This window comes from Catenuloplanes indicus (assembly GCF_030813715.1).
In the GTDB taxonomy this organism is placed as follows: domain Bacteria; phylum Actinomycetota; class Actinomycetes; order Mycobacteriales; family Micromonosporaceae; genus Catenuloplanes; species Catenuloplanes indicus.
On sequence record NZ_JAUSUZ010000001.1, the window covers coordinates 3,769,549 to 3,795,602 of the forward strand.

The window sequence follows — 26,054 nt, forward strand, 5'->3', positions numbered from 1 at the left end:
GGGTCACAACGCCGTACAGGCTAGCCGTTCCCCGCCTTGTAGCCCACGCCGCGGACGGTCAAGATGATCTCGGGCCGCTCCGGGTCCGGCTCGATCTTGGCGCGCAGCCGCTGGACGTGCACGTTCACCAGGCGCGTATCGGCCGCGTGCCGGTAACCCCAGACCTGCTCCAGCAGCACCTCGCGGGTGAAGACCTGGCGCGGCTTGCGGGCCAGCGCGACCAGCAGGTCGAACTCCAGCGGCGTGAGCTTGACCTCCTCGCCGTCCCGGCTGACCGTGTGCGCGGGCACGTCGATCGTGATCTGGTTCGTCGGCGGGCCGATCGTCAGCAGCTCCGGCGCCGCGTCCTCGCCCCGGCGCAGCCGCGCCCGCATGCGCGCGACCAGCTCCTTCGGCTTGAACGGCTTCACCACGTAGTCGTCGGCGCCGGACTCCAGGCCGAGGACCACGTCAACGGTGTCGCTCTTCGCGGTCAGCATCACGATCGGCAGGCCGGACTCGGACCGGATCGACCGGCACACGTCGATCCCGCTCATGCCGGGCAGCATCAGGTCGAGCAGGACGATGTCCGGCCTGCTCTCGCGGAACGCGGCGAGCGCACGCTCACCGTCGGACACGAACGACGGAAGGAATCCCTCGCTGCGCAGAACGATGCCGAGCATCTCCGCCAACGCTGGATCGTCGTCGACCACCAGGACCCGGGCTCTCATGGCGTCCAATATCGCACTTCCGCTCCAGGAAGCGCGTGACGCCCGCCGTCGGTTCCTGTCGGCCGCGCGTACCGAATCAGGCGATCTAAGGATTTTTCAGGCCTTTTTCCGTGGACATGGGCACCCGGCGCCCGGGCGTGTGCGGGCGTGCCAGGATTGCCCCAGCATTCCCCGCCCCAGGGAGCCCTCGGTTTGGATCACGCCGGCCCGTCCGCCGCGCTTCCGCAGCGTCCACTCACCGTCGGTGAGCTGCTGGACGCCGCGGTCGGCGTGCTGCGCGACAACGCCCGCGCGCTGCTGCCGGCCGGCCTGCTGCTGGCCGCGACGGAGCAGGTCGCGCTCGCGCCGGTCCGCGCCTGGGCCGGCGCGCGGCCGCCCACGTACGTACCGCAGTGGGAAGATCTTGATCGGTTCTGGGTCCTGCTGGTGGTCGGCGCGGCCACCGAGGCGATCGTGATCATGCTGCTCGGCGGGTTCGCCGCGCGCGCCGCATCGGCCGCGTTGCTCGGCACGCGACTGCCCGCGCGCCGGGTGCTCGCCCCGCGCGGCGCCAGGCTCGGCCCCATCGTGCTGGTCGCGGCGCTGACCGGGCTGCTCACGCTGTTCGCCGGGTCCACGATCGTGATGTGGCCGATCGTCTACGGGCTGACCGGGATGATCATCCCGGTGCTGCTGGTGGACCGGCTGCCGGCCGGGCGCGCGGTCCTGCGTGGCATGTCCATCGCGACCCGGCACGGCGCGCGCGGGCTCTGGGTCCGGCTGCTCGGCGCGGCGGGTTGGCTGGCCATGCGGATCGCGCTCGCGGTCTCCGGCGTCTACACGATGGACCTGCTCGGGCTGACCCACCCGGCCTGGGCCGCGCCGCTCGGCTTCGTGGTCTGGACGCTGGCGAACACGATCGCGTACCCGACGCTGGCCTGCCTGGACGCGGTCGTCTACCTGGAGACCCGGATGCGCACCGAGGGCCTGGACATCCGGCTGGCCCGAGCCCGCGCGCACGGGCCGGTCACCCCGGCCGCGCTGGCACAGGGGGCGTTACCGTGAGCGAGCATGCGAGGCGCCGGCCACGGCGAAACCGTCCCCTCGCCGGGGGCACGGCATGAGTTTCAGCAGGTGGTGGACCGAGACGGTGGGCGCGATCGACGACGCGATCGGAGCCGGCACCGCCATGCTCATCGTGCTGCTCACCGCGTTCGTGATCGCGATCCTCTGGTATGCGTACCCGGCCTGGGTGCCGCGCCGGCTGCCCCGGCCGCGCCTGCCCCGATGGCGGCGACGCCGACGGCGCGCGCCACGCCCGGCACCGGCCGAGGCGGTCGAGACCGTGGAGATCGACACGCTGCCGACCATGCCGTCCGCGTCGCTCAGCACGCTCGCCGACCGGTACGCGGCCGAGGGCCGGTACGCCGAGGCGGTCCGGGAACGGCACCGCGCGATGGTCCGGGAACTGGTCGAGCAGCGGGTCATCGAGCACCACCCGGAGTGGACCGTGACGGAGCTGGCCGGTGCCGCCGCCCGCGCCCGGCCCGCGCTCGGCGCACCGCTGCGCACGGCCGCGACCATCTTCTCCGACATCTGGTACGGCCAGCGCCCGGCCGAACCGGGCCACGACCGGCGCATGCGGGAGCTCACCGCCGAGCTCGGCGCGGCGCTGAAGGGCGGCGGACGGTGAAACGCCGTTACCGGATCCTCGTCCCGGTCGCGATCGCACTGGTCCTGCTGCTGACCACCGGCATCACGTACGCGATCGAGGAGCCGGACCCGTCGGCGGAGGACTATCTGTCCCCCACGGTCACCACCGCGATCGGCGGCAGCGCGCTCGACCGGGCACTGCGCGCCACCGGCGTCGACGTCCGGCACCTGACCAGGACGTCGGACGCGCTGGTCGAGGCGTACCGGGGAAACGCCACGCTGTTCATCCCGGCGCCGGAGGCGATCCACCCGGAATACCTGCGCATGCTCGAACTGCTGCCGCCCACCACCCGGATCGTGCTGGTCGCGCCGGGCGGCCCGGCGCTGCGCGCGGCCGGACTCGGCGTCACCGCGCAGAGCCGGCGGTGGACCACCAAGGCGGTCCCGCCGGACGCGGAACAGGCCGGGCCGTGCCGGATCGACGAGGCACGCGCCGCCGGCATCGCGGCCGCGCTGCGCCAGCGCTACACCGGCACCGGCCCGGCCTGCTACGGCCACGGCCTGGTCCGCGCGCACGACCTCACGGCCGAGACGTACGTGATCGGCGCCGGCGACCCGTTCCGCAACGACCGGATCCGCGAGCACGGCAACGAACGGCTCGCGGTCGGGCTGCTCGGTGCGCGCGGGCGGATGATCTGGCTGGACCGGCACCGGCTGGAACCGCCGCCGCTCTACGCCTCCACCCGGCCGGAGGGCCCGGACGCGCCACCGTCGCTCTACCCGGACGTGCCCGGCGACGGCGACACCAGCGGCCCCGGCGAACAGCCCGCACCGGACGGCAGCCCACAGCCGGGCGGCGGCGCCGGACCGGACGACGGTGACGCCGGTGACTCCGGCGGCGACCAGCGCGCGGACGGCCCGGCCCCGCCGGACGAGAACCCGGTGCTGGACGCGTTTCCGCCCTGGTTCTGGGCCATGCTGGTGCTGCTCGCCGCGGCCGCGCTGGCCACCGCGCTGTGGCGGGCCCGCCGCCTCGGCCCGCCGGTCCTGGAACCGCTGCCGGTCCAGGTCCGCGCGCACGAGACCGTGCTCGGCCGGGGCCGCCTCTACCGGCGGGCCCGCGCCGCCGCGCACAGCGCGGAGATCCTCCGCGAGGCCGCCCGGCAGCGGCTCACCCACCGCCTCCGGCTCGCCCCGGACGCCGACCTGAGCGCCGCCGTCGCCGCGCATCTGCGGTCGGACGAGCGGGAGGTGCGCCACGTGCTGTACGACTTCCAGGTGACCGACGACGGCGAGCTGGTCTGGCTGGCCCGCGCGCTGCACGAGCTGACCACCGCCGTGACACACGAAGGAGACGACCGGTGACCCAGAACGCGCTCGCGGTGGCGACCACCGACGACGCCCGGGAGCCGCTGCACCGGCTGCGCGCCGAGGTGGCCAAGGCGGTGGTGGGACAGGACTCGGTGGTCACCGGCGTGCTCATCGCGCTGCTGTGCCGCGGTCACGTACTCCTCGAAGGCGTGCCGGGCGTGGCGAAGACGCTGCTCATCCGTACCGTGGCGGCGGCACTCGACCTGGACGCGAAGCGTCTGCAGTTCACGCCGGACCTGATGCCCGGCGACGTGACCGGCTCGCTCGTCTACGACCCGCACACCGCGAAGTTCGAGTTCCGCAACGGACCGGTCTTCACGAACCTGCTGCTCGCCGACGAGATCAACCGGACGCCGCCGAAGACCCAGTCCGCGCTGCTCGAGGTGATGGAGGAGCGGCAGGTCTCGGTGGAGGGCGTGCCGCGGCTGCTGCCGGACGTGTTCATCGTGGCCGCCACCCAGAACCCGGTCGAGTACGAGGGCACCTACCCGCTGCCCGAGGCACAGCTCGACCGGTTCCTGCTCAAGCTGACCGTGCCGCTGCCCAACCGCGACGAGGAGCTGGGCGTGCTCCGCGCACACCACGCCGGCTTCGACCCGCGCGACCTCGCCGCCGCCGGGGTCCGGCAGGTCGCCACCGCGGCCGACCTGAACGCCGGGCGTGCCGCCGTCGCCCGGGTCGCGGTCGCCGACCCGGTGCTGGCCTACATGGTCGACATCTGCCGCGCCACCCGCGTGTCACCCGCGTTCGAACTGGGCGCGTCGCCACGCGGCGCGACCGCTCTGCTGTCCACGTCGAAGGCGTGGGGCTGGCTGGCCGGCCGCGACTACGTCACGCCGGACGACGTCAAGCAGGTCGCCCGCGCCACGCTCCGGCACCGCGTCCGGCTGCGCCCGGAGGCCGAGCTGGAGGGCGTGACCACGGACGCGGTACTCGAGTCCGTGCTCGCGTCCGTCCCGGCCCCGCGATGATCACCTGGCGTGCCGCGCTGCTGCTGGCCGCCGGTGCCCTGACCATGCCGCTGTGGCCGTGGCCGTGGATCGGCCTGGCCGTGGTGCTGGCGGCCGTCACGCTGCTGGCCGTGCTCGACGTCCGCGCCGCGGCCGCGCTCCGGCATGTCACGCTCACCCGCGAGGGTGCACGCGCGGTCCGGCTCGGCGACGCGGCCGTGGTGCACCTGCACATCCACAACCGGGGGGTACGGACGCTGCGCGCGGAGATCCGCGACGACTGGGTGCCGTCGGCCGGAGCCGCCCGTGCCGTACACCGGCTGGAGGTCGAGCCCGGGGACACCGGGATCGTCGAGACCCGGCTGCGGCCCACCCGGCGCGGCGACCGGCCGGCGGTCCGCGTCACGGTGCGCTCGCACGGGCCGATGGGGGTCGCGTTCCGGCAGCTCGCGGGCCGTCCGGTGACGCCGGAATGGACGCTGCGGACGCTGCCGCGGTTCGAGTCCCGCCGGTTCCTGGCGGAGAAGGTGTCCCGGCTGCGCATCCTGGACGGTTCCACCGTGACCCGGGGCCGCGGCCAGGGCACGGAGTTCGACGCGCTCCGGGAGTACGTGGCCGGCGACGATGTCCGGTCGATCGACTGGCGGGCGAGCGCGCGGCGCTCTGACGTCCTGGTCCGCACCTGGCGGCCGGAACGGGACCGGCGAGTCCTCTGCGTCATCGACACGGGACGCACGTCCGCGGTCCGGGTCGACCGCACCGCCGCCCCGGGGCGGCGGCCGGACTGGCTGGCCGCAGTGCCTTCCAGCACGGGGTCTTCCGGCGCGGGGCCTTCCAGCACGGGGTCTTCCGGCGGAGGGCTTATCGGCGCCGGAGGGGAGGGGGTGCCGCGGCACGGTGAGCCGCGGCTGGATGCCGCGATCGATGCCGCGCTGCTGCTGGCGGCGCTCGCCGCCCGGGCCGGTGACCGGGTCGACCTGCTGGCGGTGGACACCGCTGTGCGCGCGGCCGTCTCCGGCGCAGGCCGCGAGGCCCTGCTGCCCCGGCTCGTGGACGCGCTCGCGCCGTTGCAGCCGGCGCTGGTCGAGACCGACTTCGAGCTGGTCGTGGGCGAGATCCTGCGCCGGGAACGCAAGCGGGCACTGGTCGTGCTGTTCACCACGCTGGAACCGGGACCGCTCGGCGAAGGCCTGCTCCCGGTCCTACCCAGGCTGGCGGCTCGGCACAAGGTCGTCCTCGCCTCGGTGCACGATCCGGCGCTGGCCGCGTTGACCGGGCAGCCGCCGGACACGCCGGAACAGGCCTATGCGGCGGCGGCCGCCCACCAGGCCTATGCGGAACGCGATCGTGTCCGGGCGGCGCTCACCCGTCATGGGGTTGAGGTGGTCGATGCGCCGCTGGATCAGTTCGCCTCCCGGGTGAGCGACGCTTACCTCACGCTCAAAGCGGCTGGCCGGCTGTGACGGCGATCGGGTGCAGGCGCTGCCGGTAGCTGTTCAGGGCGTCTCCGGCGGGCTCGGACAGCGCCTCTGATCCGGAAGTTCAGCGCCTACGAATCCTCGAGTTGACGAGCCCGGGACCCCAGCACCAGCACATAACCGAGAAACGCGAGCCACACCGCCGCGCCCACCCCGATCCGGAACGCCGTCGGCATCGGCGACGGCGTCACCAGCGCTTCGATCAACGCCGAGACCCCGAACACGCCGATCAACCCGACCGCCGCCACCATTCCCTCCCGCGCCGTTTCCGCGAGCGCCCGGCCCCGGGTCCGGTCCGGACCCGGCGCGATCCACGCCCACCCGATCCGCAGCCCCACCCCGGCCGCGACGAAGATCCCGGTCAGTTCCAGCAGCCCGTGCGGGGTGATCAGACCGAAGAACTGGTCCGCGCTCCCGTGGTCGATCATCACGCCGCCCACCACCCCGATGTTGAGCGCGTTCTGCCAGAGCAGCCAGACGACCGGGACGATCAGCACGCCGGAGGCCAGGCACTGGGCGGCCAGCCAGGCGTTGTGGGTCCAGAGGTGGAACGCGAACGACGCGGGCAGGAACTCCGTGTAGTAACCGGCGAACTCGCTCTCCACCAGGCTCCGGGCCCGCTCCTCGCCGATGAACGCGGCGGCGCTCTCCGGGTGGGTGGAGACCCAGGACATCAGGAACGCGGTGAGCGCGCAGAACGCCACGGCCACGCCGGACCACCAGGGCCAGGCACGGTAGACGGCGCGCGGGAAGCCGTGCGTGACGAACCGGGTGGCGTCGGTGAGGCGCAGGCGGCGGCCGCCGGTGACGGTGGCGCGGGCGGTGAGGACCAGGCGGGAGAGGCGGGCGACCAGGGTCGGGTCGGGTGAGCGGCTGCGGACCACGGACAGGTGGGTGGTGGCGCGCTGGTAGAGCGCGAGCAGCTCGTCGACCTCGGCAGCAGATAGCCGGCGACCGCGGGAGAGCTGCTCCAGCCGGCGCCACTCGCCGTCGTGCTCCGCCACGTACGCATCAAGATCCACTAATCCCCCTGACCACGGCCGTCCGGCATAGTGTTTCACTGTGCGCGTGGCGGACGGGAATGCGGCAGGTGGCGGCCTGGTCTCCGGTGAGGCGGTCGAGGTCGAGATCCGAGTGGCCCGGCCGGGGTCGCGGGTGCTGGCGCTCGCGGTCGACATCGTGGTCCAGATCGGGCTGGCGCTGAGCATCACCACGACGCTGCTGCTGGCGCTGGGCATCTCCGGGCTACTGGGCCGGCTGGACGAGGCCGTGATGAGCGCGCTGACCGTGATCGTGACCGCGCTGGTGCTGGTCGGCTACCCGACGATCACGGAGACGGTGTCCGGCGGGCGGACCGCCGGCAAGTCGCTGGTCGGCATCCGGGTGGTCCGCGACGACGGCGGGCCGATCCAGCTGCGGCACGCGTTCACCCGCGCGCTGGTCGGCGTGGCGCTGGAGTGGCCGGGGCTGGTGCTGCCGCTGGTCACCTGGATCGCGAGCCTGTTCACGATGCTGACCAACCCGCTCGGCAAACGGCTCGGCGATCTCGCGGCCGGCACGATCGTCATCCACGACCGGGCCGCGACCGGGTGGGGGTGGGTGCCGGGCATGCCGCCGGCGCTGGCCGGCTGGGCGCTCACGCTGGACCTGACCGGGCTCGGTGACGATCTGGCGCTCGCGGTCCGGCATTTCCTGTCCCGGGGCAGCACGCTGGTCGAGCCGGACCGCAGCCGCCTCGGGCGTGCACTCGCGGCCGAGGTCGCGTCCGTCACCGCGCCACCGCCGCCACCGGGCGTGCCGGACTGGGCCTATCTGGCCGCGGTGCTGGCGGAACGGCACCGCCGCGCCACGCACCGGCTGGCCCGCAACCGTTCGGTCTCGGCCGCGCTCTGGCCGAGCCTGCCGCAGCCCGGCTTCCGCCCGCCGCTCCCGGTGCCGCCGGATGCGCGCGCGGAGTGGCCGAGTCAGACCTGGCCGCGCCCGCCGTGGCAGGCGGACCGCCAGCTCCCGGACTGGACCGGCATGACTCCCCCGCCGATGGCCAGCACGCTGCGCGCCGCCGCGCCGTCGGAGGACCGGAAAGAATAAGACCCCCAGCGGGTACGTCCGCCGGGGGTGTTTCCGCGTACCGCTAGCGGGCGATACGTCCGTCGGAGACGACACCGATCAGGTGCGTCCAGGCCTCGTGGCCGACCGTGAGCATCGGGCCGTCCGGGTCCTTCGAGTCCCGCACGTGCACCGACCGGGGCATCGCGGCGACCTCGACACAGGCGCCGTTGGAGGAACTCCGACTGCTCTTGCGCCATGGCAGGACATGGCCGTGCGACGCGGCAAGCATCCGCGCCACCATCCTCTCTGAATGGGGTTCCGGGGTTATATCTCGCGCGCCGCCGCCCGGATGAATTCGATCGACTTCTCCGGCGGCAACGCGACGTCACGCAGGCCTTCGAAGCTGGTCGCGTATCCGTCCACTTCCTCGGGTTGCTCGCGGAAGGTTCCGCCGGTCCGAGAATCGGCGTAGACGAGTCGCTGCCCACCGGCGAAGTCCATGATGCAGAACGATCCGGCGAGCCCGGAGTGTGCGCCGGCGTCGAAGGGAACCACCAGAATGGTGACGTTCGGCCGGTCGGAAACCTCGACCAGGCGACCCAGCTGGCGTCGCTGGACCTCGCGGCCGCCCACCCGGCGACGCAGCACGGCCTCGTCGAGCACCCAGAGCAGGTCGGGTGCGGGCTGCCGGCCGATCACGGCCTGCCGGGCCAGCCGCACCGCGGCGCGTTGCTCTATCTCGTCGTCCCGGGCCGGTCGGCCGTCCGGGCGCAGGTCGTCGGTCCGGAAGATCTCCCGCGCGTACTCGTCGGTCTGCAGCAGGCCCGGCACCAGCAGCGCCTCGTACGCGCGGAGCCGGACCACCTCGGCCTCGAAGCCGATGTAGGTCTCGTACGCGTCCGGGAGCACGTCGCCGTACGCCTCCCACCAGGCACGCTGGCGGGACTGGACCGCGACCGCGTGGATGCGGCGGCGGTCGTCGTCCGGCACGGCATAGGTGTCGAGGAGCGCGTCCAGATCGCGGTTGCGGATGCCGGTGTGGGCGGTCTCGATCCGGCTGAGTTTGCTCTCCGACCAGCCCAGCGAGCGCGCCACGTCGGCAACGGTGCGGCGGGTGGCCTCGCGCAGGCGACGTAGTTCGGCGCCGAGCTGCCGTCGTAGGGTGGTGGGGCTGGGCTTCACGGCCATCGGCAACACGTTACTGCAAGATCCGATTAGGACGGTGCAGGCCACGGCGGTGTCGAGTGCAACAAGCCCGCATCGATCTGCACTTGCATCCCCGGTCTGCAAGTGGCCTAATGAGCACTGAGCCAGGACGGGACCCGGGCGGCAACGGCGGTCCCGAGCCCGGCCCACCGAGGGGATCAGCGCTCAGGAGGGGTGGGTTCCGGCGGCGGCAAACGCCGGTCCTCCGCCCCTCCTGTCGTGCATTCCGGGCGCTCGCGCAAACCGGACATCACCGCCGCGACCTGCGACATGGGCGCGACCGTAGTAGAGGATCAGGGGCGCCCCACCGTGGCCGGGCGCCCCTGATCTTTTCCGCCGGAGAATCAGTAGCGGTAGTGGTCCGACTTGTACGGGCCCTCGACCGGCACGTTCAGGTACGCGGCCTGCTCCTTGGTCAGCTCGGTCAGCTTCACGCCGAGCGCGTCCAGGTGCAGGCGGGCGACCTTCTCGTCCAGGTGCTTCGGCAGCACGTAGACGCCGATCGGGTACTCCTCGATCTTCGTGAACAGCTCGATCTGCGCGATCGTCTGGTTCGCGAACGAGTTCGACATGACGAACGACGGGTGGCCGGTCGCGTTGCCGAGGTTCAGCAGGCGGCCCTCGGACAGCACGATGATCGAGTGGCCGTCGGCGAACTTGAACTCGTCCACCTGCGGCTTGATGTTGATCCGCTCGACGTCGGCACGCCGGTACAGCCCGGCCATGTCGATCTCGTTGTCGAAGTGGCCGATGTTGCCGACGATCGCGTTGTGCTTCATCCGCGCCATGTGGTCGGCGGTGATGACGTTGAAGCAGCCGGTCGCGGTCACGAAGATGTCCGCGGTCTCGACCACGTCGTCGATCGTGGCGACCTGGTAGCCGTCCATCGCGGCCTGCAGCGCGCAGATCGGGTCGATCTCGGTGACGATGACGCGGGCACCCTGGCCGCGCAGCGAGTCCGCGCAGCCCTTGCCGACGTCGCCGTAACCGAAGACCACGGCCACCTTGCCACCGATCAGCACGTCGGTGGCGCGGTTGATGCCGTCGATCAGCGAGTGGCGGCAGCCGTACTTGTTGTCGAACTTGCTCTTGGTGACCGAGTCGTTGACGTTGATCGCCGGGAAGAGCAGGTTGCCGGCGGCCTGCATCTCGTAGAGGCGGTGCACGCCGGTGGTGGTCTCCTCGGTCACGCCCTTGATGCCGGCCGCGATGTTCGTCCACCGCTGCTTGTCCTCGGCGAGCGACTTGTGCAGCGTGGCCAGGATGACCGCGTACTCCTCGGAGTCGGCGGTGTCGATGGCCGGGACCGCGCCCAGCTTCTCGAACTCGGCGCCCTTGTGGACCAGGAGCGTGGCGTCACCGCCGTCGTCCAGGATCATGTTCGGGCCCTTGCCGTCCGGCCAGAGCAGGATCTGCTCGGTGCACCACCAGTACTCCTCCAGCGTCTCGCCCTTCCAGGCGTAGACCGGCACGCCGGACGGCGCCTCGGGGGTGCCGTTCGGGCCGACCACGATCGCGGCGGCGGCGTGGTCCTGGGTGGAGAAGATGTTGCAGGACGCCCAGCGGACCTCGGCGCCGAGCGCGGTCAGCGTCTCGATCAGCACGGCGGTCTGGATCGTCATGTGCAGCGAGCCGGTGATCCGCGCGCCGCGCAGGGGCTGCGCGTCCGCGTACTCACGCCGGATCGACATCAGGCCGGGCATCTCGTGCTCGGCGAGCTGGATCTCCTTGCGCCCGAAGGCGGCGAGCGACAGGTCGGCCACCTTGTAGTCGCCCTCAGCGACGGTCTGGGGGCGGACGGGAAGGGTGCTGGTCATGAAAGCTCCTGTCGATACGTCACCGATGACCGACCCACTACTTTACGCGTCGCCGGTTGTAGCCGTGGAATCGCGCTGGTCACCGCCCTCCGGACATGCGCACGGGGCGGTCGGTGACGTGAGTCCCGACCGCCCCGTGCATCCCCCCGGTTTGGCATGTCCGCGCGACCACCCCGTGGCCTTGCGTAGTTATAGCCTCACACTCCGCAACCTAACTGTCAACCAAAAACAGCAAAAATCAGGATTGGTACAGAGAAGCGGATAGCGAAATACGGACATACAGCATCGGGCGCCGTGAAACACGGCGCCCGATGCTGTGGATTCGTCAGAGCCCGACGGCTGCCACGAAGGCCTCGCCGGCGCCGGAGAGGCGCAGCGGGCCCGCGTCCGCGCCGGAGAACGCGGCCGTGCCGGGTGCGATCTCCACCACGGCCTGCCCGTCGTCCGCCCGCACCGGACCGCCCACGGCCAGCACCACGCGCGGCCCGGGCACGTCCAGCGTGACCGTGCGGCCGCCCGGCGTGATCCGGTGCAGCAGGAAGTCCGGCACCGGCACCGGCCAGGCCCGGACACCCTCAGCCGGTTCCACGGCCGGGTGCAGCGGCTCGCTCAGCACCTCGAAACGCAGCACGCCGAGTAGCTCGTCCACGTCCACCTGCTTCGGCGTCATGCCGCCGCGGAGCACGTTGTCACTGGCCGCCATGATCTCGACGCCGGTGCCGCGCAGGTACGCGTGCAGGTTCCCGGCCGGCATCCAGATCGCCTGCCCCGGTTCCAGCCGCACGTGGTTGAGCAGCAGCGCCACCAGCACACCGGTGTCCTCGGGATAGAACCGGGCCAGCTCACCGGCGAGCGGCGCGGTGCCGGCCGCCACCGCGGCCTTCACCAGACCGGCACGCTCCTCGACCGGCCAGGTCAGCAGCGTGCGCACGGCCTCGCGCAGGCCCGCCGGCCCGGTCCGCAGCGCCGCTACCACCGGCGCGAGTTCCGCGATGCCGAGCGACTCCAGCGTGTCCGCCGAGACGGCCGGGTCGGCGAAGCCGCAGAGCGCGTCGAACGGGGTCAGCGCGACCAGCAGCTCCGGCTTGTGGTTCGCGTCGACGTAGCCGTCGTGCCCCTCGGCGAACCGCGCGTTCGCGTGCTCCAGCGTCGGGTGCGCCTGCAACGACAGCGGCGCGTCGGCCGCGAGGACCTTCATCAGGTACGGCAGCCGGGCGCCGAACCGCTCCACCACGGCCGGGCCGAGCAGCCGGTCCGGCTCCGCGGCCAGCAGCGTGTCCAGTCCGGTGCCGCCGACCCGCGACGGGTCCGCCGGGTGCGCGCCGATCCACAGTTCCGCCTCCGGCCCGGCGGTGGGCGTGGGCCGGCCCTGGATCTCGGCGATCGCGGCGCGCGAACCCCACGCGTACGGGCGGATGACGCTGGTCAGAGCCTGCATGTTCAGTTCCCCGTGAGTGTCTCGGAAGCCAGCTGCGTGCCGTCGTACCCGGATTTCGGCGCGGCCGCCGCCTCCGGGTCGTACACGTCCGGCTCCAGGTAGATGATCCGGGCGATCGGCACGGCCGCCCGGATGCGCGCCTCCGCCTCGTTGATGTGCCGGGTCACGTCCGCCGCGGTCTCGGTCGCGTCCACCGCGAACTTCGCTGCGACCAGCAGCTCCTCCGGGCCGAGATGCATGGTGCGCATGTGGATGATCTGCCGGACCGCGGCGCCGTCCAGCAGCGCGCGCTCGATCGCGGCCTGGTCCGGCGCGGACGCGCCCTCGCCGAGCAGCAGGCTCTTCGTCTCGACCGCCAGGATGATCGCGATGCAGACCAGCAGCACGCCGATCGCGCCGGTGCCGAGCGCGTCCCACACGCCGTGGCCGGTGATCAGCGTGAGACCGACGCCGAGGAGCGCCAGGACCAGGCCGATCAGCGCGCCGAAGTCCTCCAGCAGCACGACCGGCAGCTCCGGCGCCTTGGCGCGGCGGATGAACTGCCGCCACGAGGCGTCGCCACGGGTGTGGTTGGACTCCTTGATCGCGGTGCGGAACGAGAAGCCCTCCATGCAGATCGCGGCGACCAGCACCGCGACCGGCACCCAGTGCCACGACGTGATGGCGCCGTGGTTCGGGTCGGTGTGCGCCTCGTGCCACTTGTGGTAGGCCTCGTACAGCGCGAACAGCCCGCCCAGCGAGAACAGCACGATCGAGACGATGAACGCGTAGATGTAGCGCTCCCGGCCGTACCCGAACGGGTGGGCCGGCGTCGCTGCCCGGCGGGCTCGTCGCCCGCCGAGCAGCAGCAGCGCCTGATTACCCGAGTCGGCGACCGAGTGGATCGACTCGGCCAGCATCGACGAGGACTGTGTCAGCAGGAACGCGACGAACTTCGTGGCCGCGATGCCCAGGTTCGCGGCCAGCGCCGCGATGATCGCCTTGCCGCCCTCGCCGGTGCTCATCGGTCAGTTGATCCCTTCGGTGCGGATCGGGTTGGCCAGTTCCTTCATCTCGGAGATCGCCGGCACCGCCATCGGGTCGAGACCGTGCGCCAGCGCCAGGTAGATCGACGCGAAGTCCGGGACCGCGATCAGCGACGCCAGCCGCTCCAGCGTGGAGCCGCCCTCCGCGGTCACCACGTCGCAGCGCACGCCACGTCGTTCCGCGAGCGTCTGCACCGCGTCCGCGCGCCGCTCCTCGACCGCGACCGGCTCGTCGTTCGCCTCCTGCGGGTCGATGCCGCCGTCGCGCAGCAGCACGATCCGCAGCCGGGTCTGGTCTCCCTCGTCCTCCGGGTCGGCGAAGATGTCCCGCTCACCCTCGACCAGGCCGCCGAAGACGCCGTCGAGCAGGCCCACCCGGCCGCGGCCGGCCTCACCGAGACCGCCGGCGACCACCGGGTACCGTGCGTTCGCGGAGAGCGTGTCGGCGAACCGGCGCGCGGCCACGGTGGCCAGCGGCGACGAGCCCCAGACGATCGGCACCGAGCCGGCCAGGCCGAGCGCCAGCGACTTCGCCGGGTTGACGAACGACTCCAGGCCGGGGCGGCAGCGGTCCGCGTCCGTGTCCAGCCGGGTCGCGGTCTCCGCCAGGTCGGCCTCGTTGATCTTCACGAGGTCGAGCTGCCGCGCGGCCAGCAGCACCGGTACGGCCAGCGACCACAGGCTGGCGCGGGCCGGTGCGCGGCGCGGCACGCCGATGAACGGCGCACGGGCCGACTCGGCGATCGACTGCAGCCGGGAGTCCGGCGCGCCGATCGCGACCAGCCGGGCACCGCGCCGGGCCGCGGCCTCGGCGGCGGCCAGCGCCTCCGGGCTACGGCCGGAGGCGGAGACCGCGATCACCACGTCCGCCGCGCCGACCCAGCCGGGCACGCCCGGGCTGCGGTGCGCGATCACCGGCGCCGGGCAGCGCGGCCCGGCGACCGTACGCAGGATGTCCGCGGTGAGCACCGCGGTGCCGGCCCCGGCGATCACGACCGCGCGCGGCCGGCCCTCGTCGGACAGCGCGTTGAGGTTCGCCTCCGCCGCCAGCTGCGCGGACTCACGGACCTGGGCGCCCGCGGACGCGGTGGCCCGGAGCATGCCGCCCGGGTCCCGCGCGGCCATCAGCTCCTCGTCGTCGAGGATGCTCTCGTCGGCGACGCGCCGGCCCTGAATCCCCGCGGTGCCGTCCACCGGGTTGCCCATCAGCGGTCTTCCTCCTGGTCCGTGTGCTGCGGACCCGTCGGAGCCGTTCGTGCCTCGTCCAGCAGCATCACCGGGATGTCGTCCTCGACCCGGAACCGCCGCCCACACTCGGTGCAGGTCAGCGTGCCCGTGGCCGCGTCATGGGCGAGCGGCGCACGGTGCGTGTCCGGGCAAGCGATGATCTCCAGCAACTGCGGATCCAGGGCCACGAACGGCTCCTTTCCAGGGGTCCCGCGGGGGTGTTCCCCGCAACCCCCGAAGCCTAACCGCGAACGATGGCGAGAACGTCGTCGCGCAGCTGCGCCATGCGCTCCGCGGTCGGCGCCTCCACGTTGAGTCGCAGCAGCGGCTCCGTGTTGGACGGGCGGAGGTTGATCCACGCGCCGTCCTCGAACGTGATGGTCAGGCCGTCCAGCTCGTCCGTCGGGCGGCCGGCGAACGCGGCGCGCACCTCCGCGGTCTTCGCGGCCGCGTCGGACACCGTGGAGTTGATCTCACCGGACGCGACGTACCGCTCGTAGGCGGCGCCCAGTTCGGAGAGCGGCCGGTCCTGCTCGCCGAGCGCGGCCAGCACGTGCATCGCGGCCAGCATGCCGGTGTCCGCGCCCCAGAAGTCGCGGAAGTAGTAGTGCGCGGAGTGCTCACCGCCGAACACCGCGTCGGTCTTCGCCATCTCCGCCTTGATGAACGAGTGGCCCACCCGGGTGCGGACCGGCTTGCCGCCGTGCTCGACGACGATCTCCGGCACCGCGGTCGAGGTGATCAGGTTGTGGATGACGATGCCGCCCGGGTGCTTGGCCAGCTCGCGCACCGCGACCAGCGCGGTGATCGCGGACGGGGACACCGGCGCGCCGTTCTCGTCGATGACGAAGCAGCGGTCCGCGTCGCCGTCGAACGCCAGGCCGATGTCCGCGCCGTGCTCGACCACGGCGGCCTGCAGGTCGACCAGGTTGGCCGGCTCCAGCGGGTTGGCCTCGTGGTTCGGGAACGAGCCGTCCAGCTCGAAGTAGAGCGGCACGATCTCCAGCGGCAGGCCGGCCAGCACGGCGTCACCGAGCACGGCCGGTACGGTGTGTCCGCCCATGCCGTTGCCCGCGTCCACGACCACCTTGAGCGGGCGGATGCCGGACAGGTCGACCAGCGAGCGCAGGTGCGCCGCATAGTCGGCCAGCAGATCGCGGCGCTCCACCGGCACCTCGCCGACCGGCGTCAGGCCGTCGTCCAGCAACTGCTGCGCCCGGTCCCGGATCTGCGACAGGCCGCTGTCCTGACCGATCGGTTTGGCACCGGCCTTGCACATCTTGATGCCGTTGTACCGCGCCGGGTTGTGGCTGGCGGTGAACATCGCGCCGGGCAGGCCGAGCACGCCGGACGCGTAGTAGAGCAGGTCGGTCGAGCCGAGACCCGCGTGCACCACCTGGGCACCGGCCGCGATCGCACCGGCCGCGAACGACTCGGCCAGCGCCGGGCCGGACTCACGCATGTCGTGCGCGATCACGATGCGGTCGGCGTCGTCGCCGCGATCACGCAGCGTCTCCACGAACGCCTGGCCCAGCGCGCACGCGGCCGCGGTGTCGAACTCGTCCGGGACCGTACCGCGCACGTCGTACGCCTTCACGATCCGTGACAGCTCAGCCAACTCAACGCTCCTCACGCCTCGTCCTACGCCTGTGTAGCCGACCGGGGAAGCGTATCGGAGCCTTGTTCACCGGACGTGATGAGGCGGGTGACCGGGATGCTGCGGCTCGGTCACGGGCACATGACGAAGAGGATGCGCGGGGGTACTACTCCGTCACTCTAGGCAACCGGGTGGTCGGATCCGGCGGCGTGCTGCGCGCCCGGTTCGCGTTCGGGCCGGACGGCACGCCCGGGTAGCGCTGCGTGGGCAGGTCGACCGGCGGCCGGCCACCCGCCGGCGGCTGTGCGGGCAGCATCTGCGTGGCACCCTCGGTCGCGCCGCTCCAGCCGGCCGTGCGCGGACCGGCGCCGTAGACGCCGCCACCGTCACCGCCGCCACCGCTGCCACCGCCGCCGCGCGGCCACGAGCCGCCGGAGCCGGCGAACGCACCGCCGTCGTCCTCCGCGCGGTTGCGCCGGACCAGCAGCACGATCAGCGCCACGCCGACGCCGACCATGACCACACCGATCGCGATCGGCACGCCGAGCCCACCGAACAGGCTGTCGTTCGACTTCAGCGACACCGGGCCGGCCGGGTCCGGCGGGAGCGACTCGAAGGTGGGCGCGGCCGCGGCCTCCTCGGTCTTCTCCTCCTCCGGCGTGGGAGACGGCGACGGGCTCTTGGACGGGCTCTTCGACGGGCTGGGCTTGGGCGCGGGCTCACCGCCGCGGATCTGCGCCTCGTCGTCGCCGTCGGCCAGGCGGTTGTCGTTCTCGTCGAGCATGAAGCCCTCGAACCGAACCTCGCCGTTCGGCGCGTTCGGCCCGAACGCGACGCGGAACCGGACGGTCTGCTGCCGGTTGCGCCGCTCGCACATCTCCGCCTCGGCCGGCTGCACCAGCTGCGTGACGTAGTCGCCGTCGGCCTGCGCGCTCAGCTGCACCTGCACGGTCTGGCCGCCCGAGTTGACCGCGACCACGACCTGGTCCGGGCTCAGGTCGTCGGCGCGGATGCGCAGCTGGGCGCGGGCCCGGATGCAGCCGTCGTCCTCCCGGCGCAGCCGGATGTCGACGTTCTGCGGCCCGTTGCCCGCGGTGAACGAGCTGGGCGCGCTCACCGCGACCTCGTCCGCGTAAGCAGGCGCGACACCCAGCGTGACGGCACCGAGCAGCCCGGCCACCATCGCCATCAGGGCATGCGCCACCCATCGCCGTACAAGCATGTCTGGGAGGCTACATCGCCGGTGCGACAACGCCGAAGCCGTCGTTCGGTCGATAAGCCAACCCTTTTAAGACCAATTCACCGGGTACGTCCAGCGAGCGCGGCGCGGCACGCATGGTCCGCGGCCCGGGTCGTCTCCGGCAGGCGGAACCGCGGGGCGAGCGCCAGGACCTGCGCGGCCGCGCCGGCCACGGAGATCCGGTGGCCGGGCGAGACGAACACCGGCCGCACCCGGTCCTGGGTGCGCAGCACGGTGCCGACCGTCACCCCATCGAGCGAGATCGGGCTCGCATCGCCGCGCCGCTCCCCCGGCATCGCCCACTCGCCGGTCAGGTGCGTCTTGCCGACGCCCAGCGCGGGCAGGCCGGTGAGCACGCCGAGGTGGCAGGCGAGACCGAAGCGGCGCGGGTGGGCCAGGCCGTGACCGTCGCAGACCAGCAGGTCGGGGCGGGTGCTGAGCCGGTCCAGCGCGGCCAGCAGCGCGGGGATCTCGCGGAACGCGAACAGGCCCGGGACGTACGGGAACGCGGGACGGCCGATGGTGACCGCCTCGTCGACCGGTTCCAGCGTGGCCGCGTCCAGCACCACCACGGCCGCGACCAGCCGCTCGTCGCCGTCCGCGTAGGCGACGTCCAGACCGGCCACGGTCCTCGGCGATACCGGTGCGTCGGTCAGGTCGACCAGCCCGCGGAGGCGGTCCTGCTCGGCCTCGGCCTCGGCGACGGTGGTGGGCCAGGCGGCGGTCACGGTACGGGGCCTCCGGTCGGGCTCGGAGCACGGGCGGGTGGGGTGGCGCCCGTACCGTTGATGGGATTTTCTGGTTCTCAGAGGGTGATGCCGGTGAGCACCAGGACGCGGGGTTCGGTGTAATCCTCCATCGCGGAGCGGACGCCCTCGCGGCCGACACCGCTGCCCTTCACGCCGCCGTAGGGCATCTGGTCCGCGCGGTAGGACGGCACGTCGCCGATGATCACGCCGCCGACCTGCAGCGACTGGTGCGCGGCGAACGCGGTCTGGAGATCGTGGGTGAACACGCCGGCCTGCAGCCCGTAGGCGGAGTCGTTGACGGCGGTGAACGCGGCCTCGTCGCTCACCACCCGCTGCACGGCCAGGACCGGGCCGAACACCTCCTCCGCCAGCACCTTCGCCCCGGCGGGCACGTTCACCAAGATCGTCGGAGGGTACGTGGAGCCCTCGCGCTCGCCGCCGGTCAGCGCCTCCGCGCCGGCGCGCAACGCCTCGTCCACCCACGCCTCGACCCGCTTCGCCGCGTCCTCGCTGATCAGCGGGCCGACGTCGGTCGCCTCGTCGTTCGGGTCGCCGGTCGTGAGCGCCTCGGTCCGGTCCTTCAGTTTCGCCACGAAACGGTCGTAGACGTCCGCGTGTGCGAAGACGCGCTGCACCGCGATGCAACTCTGGCCGGCCTGGTAGTTGGAGAAGGTCGCGATGCGCTGCGCCGCGTGCTCCAGGTCCGCGTCCGAGGACCAGTCCGCGCAGATCACGGCCGCCGCGTTGCCGCCCAGCTCCAGCGTCACGTGCTTGCGCGGCACCGACTCCTGGATCAGGCCGCCGACCGGGCCGGATCCGGTGAACGAGATCACCGGCAGGCGCGGGTCCTCGACCAGCTCGGCGGTGCGGTCGTTCGGCAGCGGCAGCACGGAGAACGCACCCTCCGGCAGCTCCGTCTCGGCCAGCAGCTCGCCCAGCAGCAGTGCGGACAGCGGCGTGGCCGGCGCCGGCTTGAGCACGATCGGCACACCGGCCGCGATCGCCGGCGCCACCTTGTGCGCGACCAGGTTCAGCGGGAAGTTGAACGGCGAGATGCCGAGCACGGCGCCGCGCGGCACGCGCCGGACCAGCGCCAGCCGGCCCTCGCCGGCCGGGTCCGTGTCCAGCCGCTGCATCTCACCGGCGAACCGGCGTGCCTCCTCCGCGGCCCAGCGGAACACCGACACCGCGCGGCCGGCCTCGGCGCGCGCCCACTTCAGCGGCTTGCCGTTCTCCGCGGTGATAAGGCGGGCCACCTCGTCCGCGCGCTCCGCCAGCCGTCGTGAGACGTGATCGAGCGCGGCGGCCCGGACGTGCGCGGGCGTCGGCGTGACCGTCGCCTTCGCCAGCGCCTCGTCCACCTGCGCGGGCGTGGCGAAGCTGGTGCGGCCGACCACGGCGCCGTCGTACGGATGCCGCACGATCACCTCGTCGTCGCCGTGCACCGGGCGGCCGGCGACGTAGAACGGGATCATGTCCATGACGCGAATCCTTCCGTCTCCCCCGAGCCTAGTCCTCTTGCCCGCTACGGTTTTCGTGGCGAGGATGGCTGCGGAGTGACGGATACCGCGGTCCTACGGAGATGACATGCAGGTTCTTCGCAACTTCGTGAACGGTAAGTACGCCGACCCGGCCGACGGCCGGTGGTCCGACCTGATCGACCCGGCCACCGGCGAGGTCTTCGCGCAGGCGCCGGTCTCCGGCGAACGCGACGTGGATGCGGCCATGTCCGCCGCCGCCACCGCGTTCGAGAGCTGGCGGGACACCACACCGGCCGAACGGCAGCGGGCCCTCCTGAAGATCGCCGACGCAGTCGAGTCGCGTGCGGCCGAGCTGGTCGACGCGGAGGTCCGCAACACCGGCAAGCCCCGGCAGCTCACCGCGGACGAGGAACTGCCGCCGTCCGTCGACCAGCTGCGTTTCTTCGCCGGTGCGGCCCGCATGCTGGAGGGCAGGTCGGCCGGCAACTACCTGGCCGGCCACGAGTCGTACGTGCGGCGCGAGCCGATCGGCGTCTGTGCCCAGGTCACGCCGTGGAACTACCCGCTGATGATGGCCATCTGGAAGATCGCGCCGGCGCTCGCGGCCGGCAACACCGTGGTGCTCAAGCCGTCCGACACCACGCCGGTCTCCACGCTGCTGCTCGCCGAGATCGCGGCCGAGTTCCTGCCGCCGGGCGTGTTCAACGTGGTCGCCGGCGACCGGGACACCGGCCGCGCGCTCGTCTCGCACCGCACGCCGCAGTTCGTCTCGATCACCGGCTCCACCCGGGCCGGCCGGGAGGTGCTCGCGTCCGCCGCGCCCGACCTCAAGCGCACCCACCTGGAGCTGGGCGGCAAGGCGCCGGTCGTGCTCTTCGACGACGCGGACGTGGCGGCCGCGGCCGCGGCGATCGCGGGCGGCGGCTACTTCAACGCCGGCCAGGACTGCACCGCCGCGACGCGCGTGCTGGCCGCGCCGGGCGTCTACCCGGACCTGGTGGCGGCGCTGACCTCGGAGGCGCGCGCCACCCGCACCGGGCTGCCGGACGACCCCGGCGTCGCCTACGGACCGCTGAACAACGCGGCGCAGCTGGCCCGCGTCACGGGTTTCGTCGACCGGCTGCCCGCGCACGCGTCCGTCGAGACCGGTGGCGCGCGGGTCGGCGACCGCGGGTTCTTCTACGCGCCGACGGTCGTCTCGGGCGTACGGCAGGACGACGAGGTGATCCAGGACGAGGTGTTCGGGCCGGTGATCACCGTGCAGCGGTTCTCCGACGAGGACGAGGCGGTGTGCTGGGCCAACGGCGTCGACTACGGCCTGGCCGCGTCCGTCTGGACCCGCGACCACGGCCGCGCGATGCGGATGACGCGCCGCCTCGACTTCGGGTGCGTCTGGGTCAACACGCACATCCCGTTCGTGTCCGAGATGCCGCACGGCGGGTTCAAGCACAGCGGGTACGGCAAGGACCTGTCGCTGTACTCGCTGGAGGACTACACCCGGGTCAAGCACGTCATGCACAACATCGAGGTCTGAGGTGTCGCTGCACGAGCGGCGGCTGGCCGCGGTCGCACCCGGCGTCACCAGCGTGCTCAGCTCATACGTCGCGCACGCGTCCGGCGGGACGCTGACCGACGTCGACGGCCGCGAGTGGATCGACTTCGGGTCCGGCATCGCGGTCACCAACGTCGGCAACTCCGCGCCGCGCGTGGTCGAGGCCGTACGTGCCCAGGTGGAGAAGTTCACCCACACCTGCTTCATGGTCGCGCCGTACTCGCTCTACGTCGAGGTGTGCGAGCAGCTGAACGCGCTCACCCCCGGCTCGTTCGGGAAGCGGTCGATGCTGGTCAACTCCGGTGCCGAGGCGGTGGAGAACGCCGTCAAGATCGCCCGCCACGCCACCGGACGGCAGGCGGTCGTGGTGTTCGACCACGCCTACCACGGCCGGACGAACCTGACGATGGCGCTGACCGCGAAGAACATGCCGTACAAGCAGGGCTTCGGGCCGTTCGCGGGTGAGATATACCGGGTGCCGATGTCGTATCCGCTGCGCGACGGCGGCCTCTCCGGCCCGGCCGCGGCCGCGGTGGCGATCGACCTGATCTCGAAGCAGGTCGGCGCGGGGAACGTGGCGGCGCTGCTGATCGAGCCGATCCAGGGGGAGGGCGGGTTCGTCGTACCGGCGCCGGGCTTCCTACCGGCGCTGCGGGCCTGGGCCACGTCCGCCGGTGCGGTGTTCATCGCGGACGAAATCCAGACCGGTTTCTGCCGCACCGGGGACTGGTTCGCCAGCACGTTCGAGGGCGTGGAGCCGGACCTGGTCACCACGGCCAAGGGCATCGCCGGCGGGCTGCCGCTGGCCGGCGTCACCGGGCGAGCCGAGGTGATGGACGCGGTGCACGCCGGAGGGCTCGGTGGTACGTACGGGGGAAATCCGATCGCCTGCGCGGCCGCGCTGGCGAGCATCGAGACGATGCGTGAGCTGTCGCTCACGGAAGCGGCGACATCCATCGAAGCGGTCATGCTGCCGCGCCTGCGGGCGCTGGCGGGGCGGGATTCGAGGATCGCGGAGGTACGCGGGCGGGGCGCGATGCTGGCCGTGGAGATCGTGGCGCCGGGCACGCTCGTCCCGGATCCGGCGGCGACGGCTGCGCTCGCCGCCGCCTGCCATGCGGGCGGGCTGCTCACGCTGACCTGCGGGACGTACGGCAACGTGCTGCGTTTTCTGCCGCCGCTGGTCATCTCGGACACGGAACTCGATCGTGGCCTGGAGATCCTCGATTCGGCGTTTGCCGCGGTGGGTTAGCTGCCTGGTTCCGGCGGAACCTCGGGGGTGGATCTGTCCGGTGGCTGGATCGGGATATCCGAGGTCGGCATGCCGAACTCGCCGGGGCTGATCAAGCCGGGCGTGCCGGCTTGGCGGGCCGGTGGCACCGGCTCGGTGAAAGAGGCGTTCGTGCCGGAGATGACGCCGGGGGCGGGCGACGGCCGGACATCACCGGCGGGCGGTGCGGCCTCCGCCGGAGCCTTCGCCTCCGCCGCCGCCTTCACCGATGCGGGGGCTTGAGCCGGGGGCACCGGCTGTCCCGGGCCGGTGGTGTCGGCGACCGGGCCGGCTACCGCGCCGGTCACGTGCGTCGGGGTGCTTTCGGGCGCGGCCGCCGCGCGTCCACCCGGCGGAATTGCCGCGGTTCCGCCGGACGGAATTGGCACGCTTTCGCTTGGCGGCTCCGGCACGGTTCCGCCGGACGACACCGGCACAGTTCCGCCGGACAGAACCGGCACAGTTCCGCCGGACAGAACCGGCACAGTTCCGCCGGACATAACCGGCACGGTCGCGCCGGGCGGAACCGCCGCACGTCCGATGGACGAGGGGGAGGTGGTCCGGTCCACCGCCGGACGCGTGGGAGTCACCGGCTCCTCGATGCCGAACGACGCGGACCCGAGGATTCCGGGTGCCGGCACGCCGGGCTGCTTGATCGGGTCCTTCTCCGGCCGGAACGGGGCCGGCCCCTGCCTCCCGCCACCCTTCGACGATCCACGGCCGCCGCCACCCGGACCGACACCGCCGATGGGCGGCGCGACGAAGACTCCCGGCGCCGTGCCTTCGGCTCCCGACGCGGCCGCCGCCGACCCGGTCGGAGCCGATTCGCCGCTTTCCGATCCGGTCGTGGCATCGGTGGTCGCGGCCGTGCCGCTCGGTTCACCGGCCGCCCCGCCCATCGTGTGCGCGACGGCCGTCGCCTCACTCGCTCCGATCCCGCCGCCGGCCGCCAGCGGACCGGAGACGGTCTCGCGACCGAGATCGGTCGCGGCCGCCGCCCGGTGGTCGGGGTCAACGGCCCAACCGCCCACGGCACTGGACACGCGTGCCGCCGAGGCCGCACCGATGCCGCCGGTCACCGGGGATCGGTCAGCGGATTCCGGCTCTACTCGCCGGTCAGGGCTCGTCACCCACCCGTCAACCGCCGCGGATGCGGGTGTGTCACCGCCCGGCGTCAGCACCTGTGCGAGACCACCCGCCGGGAATCGGTCGCGCTCTCCAGGAGCGTCACCGGCCGGCGCACTCCCCGGATCAGCGGGGCGGTCGCCAACCGGCGCATGTCCGGTCGCGCGGCCGTCGGCGGCATCGCCCGCCGATGAGGTGCTGGAACCGAGCCCGGCCGCGAGGGGACCGGCGACGGGTGGGTGCGGGAGGGCATCCGTCCAGCCTGCGGCCGCGCGGGCAGCCTCGTTCACCAGCGCCGGGCCGACCCCGCTACCGGCCGCCAGCGGGCCACGGGCGGCGGGTGGATCAGGAGCTGGGTTCAGCCCGTCCGACCAGCGACCGACAGCCGCCGAGGCGGCCGCGGTGTCGGTCTGGGCGATGGCCGCCCCGCCGCCACTTCCGGCGGCGAGTGGCCCGGCGACACCGGCCGCCCTGCCGATCGCGCCTCCGGCGCCGACCGGCGGCGGGGCGACGGTGTTGCCGCCGGATGCGGTGTTGCCCGCGGCAGCGGCGGCCTGCGGTATCTCGGTGGTCAGCTGCGTCGTGGTAGCCGCGTCGTCGTGTGCGTCGCGGTGCGCGCGCGGCGGTTCGCCCGGAGCATCGTCGTCGACTGCGGCGAGCACGGTGACCGACGCCAACCCGGTCCCGGACGTCGTCCCGAATTCCGGCGCCGAAGCGAGTCCCGACCCCGGCCCGGTTCCCCAGGGTGACGCGTTCTGCGACGCTGACGCGATTTCCGATGCTGACGCGGTCTGCGGCGTCGGTGCGGTTTCGGAGCCGGCCGCGAGTCCGGGTGCCGGAGCGGACTCCGACCGCAGTAGCTCACCGACGTCCAGCCGGACGTCTGCCGCCAGCGACGGCTCACCCTTCCGGGCATCGGCCGCATCGGAGTCGTCGCCAGCCGGCGTATCGGCGGCGCCACCCGGGTGCAGCGCGTCGTTGATCGCGTCGGGCGAAGCGGTAGCGAGCATCGGCGCGGGCGCCGATGTCGTCCCCTCCGGGGAGAGCACCGCCTCGAAGGCGACCGCTTGGCCCGTACCCGTGGTAGCCGTGATGCCGTCGAGTTTGGCGGCCAGTTCCGCGTTGAGCACGCCGGTCTCGCCGGAGAGGACAGCCGCCCCCGAACCGGTAGCACCCGCGGCCGCCTCCCCCAGTGCCGCACGCACAGCCTCATCCGCGGCGGCGCCGGTCATCCGGACCGCCGCGACCCCGGCCGGTGCCGAAGCGAGAAACGCGTCCGAATCGACCTCGGCAGGACGCCCGCCGGTCGCACCGGCCATCGGCGAGCCCTGGGATACCGCCAGGTCAGCCCCGTCACCGACGGCAACGGCGAAGCCCGCTGGCGCCGGGTCCCGGTGACCGGCGGCGGTGTGTGGCGCTGACGAGCCGCCGTCGGCCGCGGCCACGTCGTCGTGCGGCCCGCGGCGAGCCGCCGACGGCACCGACGGGACGTTCGTCGCCTCCATTGACGCGGCCAGCTCGCTCGCGATGTGCCGCACCGCCAGGCGGCTGCCGGTCAGCGCCACCGCCGCGGCCGCGACCCCGGCGCCGGGCGTCAGCGCTTCGACCACGCTCAACGAGCGCAGCTCGACCACCAGACCCGTGACCTCGGTCCACATCTTGATCTTCGCGGCCTCAATGCTGGAGGCGCACTCCGAGACCATCCGGCCGACCTCGCCGGTCGCGGCCGGCAGGTCGTCGAGTGCGGCCCGGTCGCCGGCGGTGAGCGCGGTCCACGCCGCCCGGAACGCGTCCGCGGCCGGGCCGTCGTACGAATCCTGGAACGTGCCGGCCGCCTCGGACGCGGTCTCCGCGGGGGCGGCCAGCAGGCCGGCCACGCCGTACCACTCGTCGGCCAGGTCCCAGACCGCTTGTTCGTCGCCGTCGGGCCAGTCGGGGCCGATGATCCATTCGAGGGCGGCGCGGACTCCGACCGGGGCGTCCGGCCAGAGCAGGGCGAGTGGATGCGGAACGGGGCTGGTCAATGCCGTCACGAATCCCCCGATCGTCCCCCGGTCAACGAGCCACCCATTCAAGCAGCCGCCCGCCACCTCAACAGCGACGCAACGTTCGCGCAACGTCGGCGTAACTAGCCTGC

General features: G+C 72.8%; 22 protein-coding genes. 8 read left to right on the top strand and 14 right to left on the bottom strand.

Annotated features, from left to right (window positions below):
* Positions 1 to 20: 20 nt before the first annotated feature.
* A complete protein-coding gene (mtrA, locus tag J2S42_RS16920; RefSeq protein WP_306838480.1) occupies positions 21 to 710 on the bottom strand; it encodes an MtrAB system response regulator MtrA in 690 nt (229 codons plus the stop codon).
* 192 nt (positions 711 to 902) lie between these two features.
* Here mtrA and J2S42_RS16925 point away from each other — a divergent pair, with 192 nt between their 5' ends.
* Genes J2S42_RS16925 through J2S42_RS16945 form a run of 5 tightly spaced genes read left to right on the top strand, consistent with a single transcriptional unit; the run spans position 903 to position 6,126 of the window.
* Positions 903 to 1,754 (top strand): hypothetical protein, encoded by an 852-nt coding sequence (locus J2S42_RS16925; RefSeq protein ID WP_307240286.1) that lies wholly within the window; start codon positions 903 to 905, stop codon positions 1,752 to 1,754.
* A 55-nt stretch (positions 1,755 to 1,809) separates the two neighbouring features.
* Positions 1,810 to 2,382 carry a DUF4129 domain-containing protein gene (locus J2S42_RS16930; RefSeq protein ID WP_307240288.1) on the top strand — a complete coding sequence of 191 codons (573 nt, stop codon included), beginning with the start codon at positions 1,810 to 1,812 and terminating at the stop codon, positions 2,380 to 2,382.
* Complete coding sequence (locus J2S42_RS16935) at positions 2,379 to 3,707, top strand: DUF4350 domain-containing protein (protein WP_307240289.1); 1,329 nt, start codon at positions 2,379 to 2,381, stop codon at positions 3,705 to 3,707. Before J2S42_RS16930 ends, J2S42_RS16935 begins: the two co-directional genes overlap by 4 nt.
* The gene (locus J2S42_RS16940; RefSeq protein ID WP_307240291.1) at positions 3,704 to 4,684 is read left to right on the top strand and encodes an AAA family ATPase; all 981 of its coding nucleotides are present in this window, start codon (positions 3,704 to 3,706) and stop codon (positions 4,682 to 4,684) included. Before J2S42_RS16935 ends, J2S42_RS16940 begins: the two co-directional genes overlap by 4 nt.
* Positions 4,684 to 6,126, top strand: a complete 1,443-nt coding sequence (locus J2S42_RS16945; protein ID WP_307248801.1) for a DUF58 domain-containing protein — start codon at positions 4,684 to 4,686, stop codon at positions 6,124 to 6,126. The genes J2S42_RS16940 and J2S42_RS16945 overlap by 1 nt, the downstream gene beginning before the upstream one ends.
* Positions 6,127 to 6,212: 86 nt before the next feature.
* On the opposite strand, the gene J2S42_RS16950 is transcribed toward J2S42_RS16945, so the two are convergent.
* The gene (locus J2S42_RS16950) at positions 6,213 to 7,163 is read right to left on the bottom strand and encodes a stage II sporulation protein M (RefSeq protein WP_307240293.1); all 951 of its coding nucleotides are present in this window, start codon (positions 7,161 to 7,163) and stop codon (positions 6,213 to 6,215) included.
* Positions 7,164 to 7,209: 46 nt separating this feature from the next.
* Between J2S42_RS16950 and J2S42_RS16955 the strand changes: the two genes are divergently transcribed.
* Complete coding sequence (locus J2S42_RS16955) at positions 7,210 to 8,229, top strand: RDD family protein (RefSeq protein ID WP_307240294.1); 1,020 nt, start codon at positions 7,210 to 7,212, stop codon at positions 8,227 to 8,229.
* 43 nt (positions 8,230 to 8,272) lie between these two features.
* On the opposite strand, the gene J2S42_RS16960 is transcribed toward J2S42_RS16955, so the two are convergent.
* The 11 genes from J2S42_RS16960 to J2S42_RS17010 form a co-directional block, all read right to left on the bottom strand.
* Positions 8,273 to 8,479, bottom strand: a complete 207-nt coding sequence (locus J2S42_RS16960; RefSeq protein WP_307240296.1) for a DUF397 domain-containing protein — start codon at positions 8,477 to 8,479, stop codon at positions 8,273 to 8,275.
* A gap of 35 nt (positions 8,480 to 8,514) precedes the next feature.
* Positions 8,515 to 9,378 carry a helix-turn-helix domain-containing protein gene (locus tag J2S42_RS16965; protein ID WP_307240298.1) on the bottom strand — a complete coding sequence of 288 codons (864 nt, stop codon included), beginning with the start codon at positions 9,376 to 9,378 and terminating at the stop codon, positions 8,515 to 8,517.
* A gap of 362 nt (positions 9,379 to 9,740) precedes the next feature.
* Entirely contained in the window at positions 9,741 to 11,213 is a 1,473-nt protein-coding gene (gene ahcY / locus J2S42_RS16970; protein WP_307240300.1) for an adenosylhomocysteinase, read from the bottom strand.
* 325 nt (positions 11,214 to 11,538) lie between these two features.
* Entirely contained in the window at positions 11,539 to 12,651 is a 1,113-nt protein-coding gene (gene manA, locus J2S42_RS16975; RefSeq protein ID WP_307240302.1) for a mannose-6-phosphate isomerase, class I, read from the bottom strand.
* Positions 12,652 to 12,653: 2 nt separating this feature from the next.
* Positions 12,654 to 13,655 (bottom strand): cation diffusion facilitator family transporter, encoded by a 1,002-nt coding sequence (locus J2S42_RS16980; RefSeq protein WP_307240303.1) that lies wholly within the window; start codon positions 13,653 to 13,655, stop codon positions 12,654 to 12,656.
* 3 nt (positions 13,656 to 13,658) lie between these two features.
* Positions 13,659 to 14,882: an SIS domain-containing protein gene (locus J2S42_RS16985; protein WP_307240305.1), complete on the bottom strand. Its 1,224-nt coding sequence runs from the start codon at positions 14,880 to 14,882 to the stop codon at positions 13,659 to 13,661.
* Positions 14,882 to 15,091 (bottom strand): Trm112 family protein, encoded by a 210-nt coding sequence (locus tag J2S42_RS16990; protein WP_307240307.1) that lies wholly within the window; start codon positions 15,089 to 15,091, stop codon positions 14,882 to 14,884. Before J2S42_RS16990 ends, J2S42_RS16985 begins: the two co-directional genes overlap by 1 nt.
* Positions 15,092 to 15,144: 53 nt before the next feature.
* Positions 15,145 to 16,521, bottom strand: coding sequence for a phosphomannomutase/phosphoglucomutase (locus tag J2S42_RS16995; RefSeq protein WP_307240310.1), 1,377 nt, complete (start codon positions 16,519 to 16,521; stop codon positions 15,145 to 15,147).
* A gap of 145 nt (positions 16,522 to 16,666) precedes the next feature.
* Positions 16,667 to 17,722 carry a hypothetical protein gene (locus J2S42_RS17000; protein WP_307240312.1) on the bottom strand — a complete coding sequence of 352 codons (1,056 nt, stop codon included), beginning with the start codon at positions 17,720 to 17,722 and terminating at the stop codon, positions 16,667 to 16,669.
* A gap of 77 nt (positions 17,723 to 17,799) precedes the next feature.
* Positions 17,800 to 18,468, bottom strand: coding sequence for a deoxyribonuclease V (gene nfi, locus J2S42_RS17005; RefSeq protein ID WP_307240314.1), 669 nt, complete (start codon positions 18,466 to 18,468; stop codon positions 17,800 to 17,802).
* A 77-nt stretch (positions 18,469 to 18,545) separates the two neighbouring features.
* Entirely contained in the window at positions 18,546 to 19,970 is a 1,425-nt protein-coding gene (locus tag J2S42_RS17010) for an aldehyde dehydrogenase family protein (protein WP_307240316.1), read from the bottom strand.
* A gap of 106 nt (positions 19,971 to 20,076) precedes the next feature.
* On the opposite strand from J2S42_RS17010, the gene J2S42_RS17015 reads away from it, so the two are divergent.
* Together J2S42_RS17015 and gabT are read left to right on the top strand one after the other, a co-directional pair.
* Positions 20,077 to 21,504, top strand: a complete 1,428-nt coding sequence (locus J2S42_RS17015; RefSeq protein ID WP_307240318.1) for a gamma-aminobutyraldehyde dehydrogenase — start codon at positions 20,077 to 20,079, stop codon at positions 21,502 to 21,504.
* A 1-nt stretch (position 21,505) separates the two neighbouring features.
* Entirely contained in the window at positions 21,506 to 22,774 is a 1,269-nt protein-coding gene (gabT, locus tag J2S42_RS17020) for a 4-aminobutyrate--2-oxoglutarate transaminase (protein ID WP_307240321.1), read from the top strand.
* Here the strand turns inward: gabT and J2S42_RS17025 are convergent.
* Positions 22,771 to 25,950, bottom strand: coding sequence for a WXG100-like domain-containing protein (locus J2S42_RS17025; RefSeq protein WP_307240323.1), 3,180 nt, complete (start codon positions 25,948 to 25,950; stop codon positions 22,771 to 22,773). The genes gabT and J2S42_RS17025 overlap by 4 nt on opposite strands.
* Positions 25,951 to 26,054: the final 104 nt, after the last annotated feature.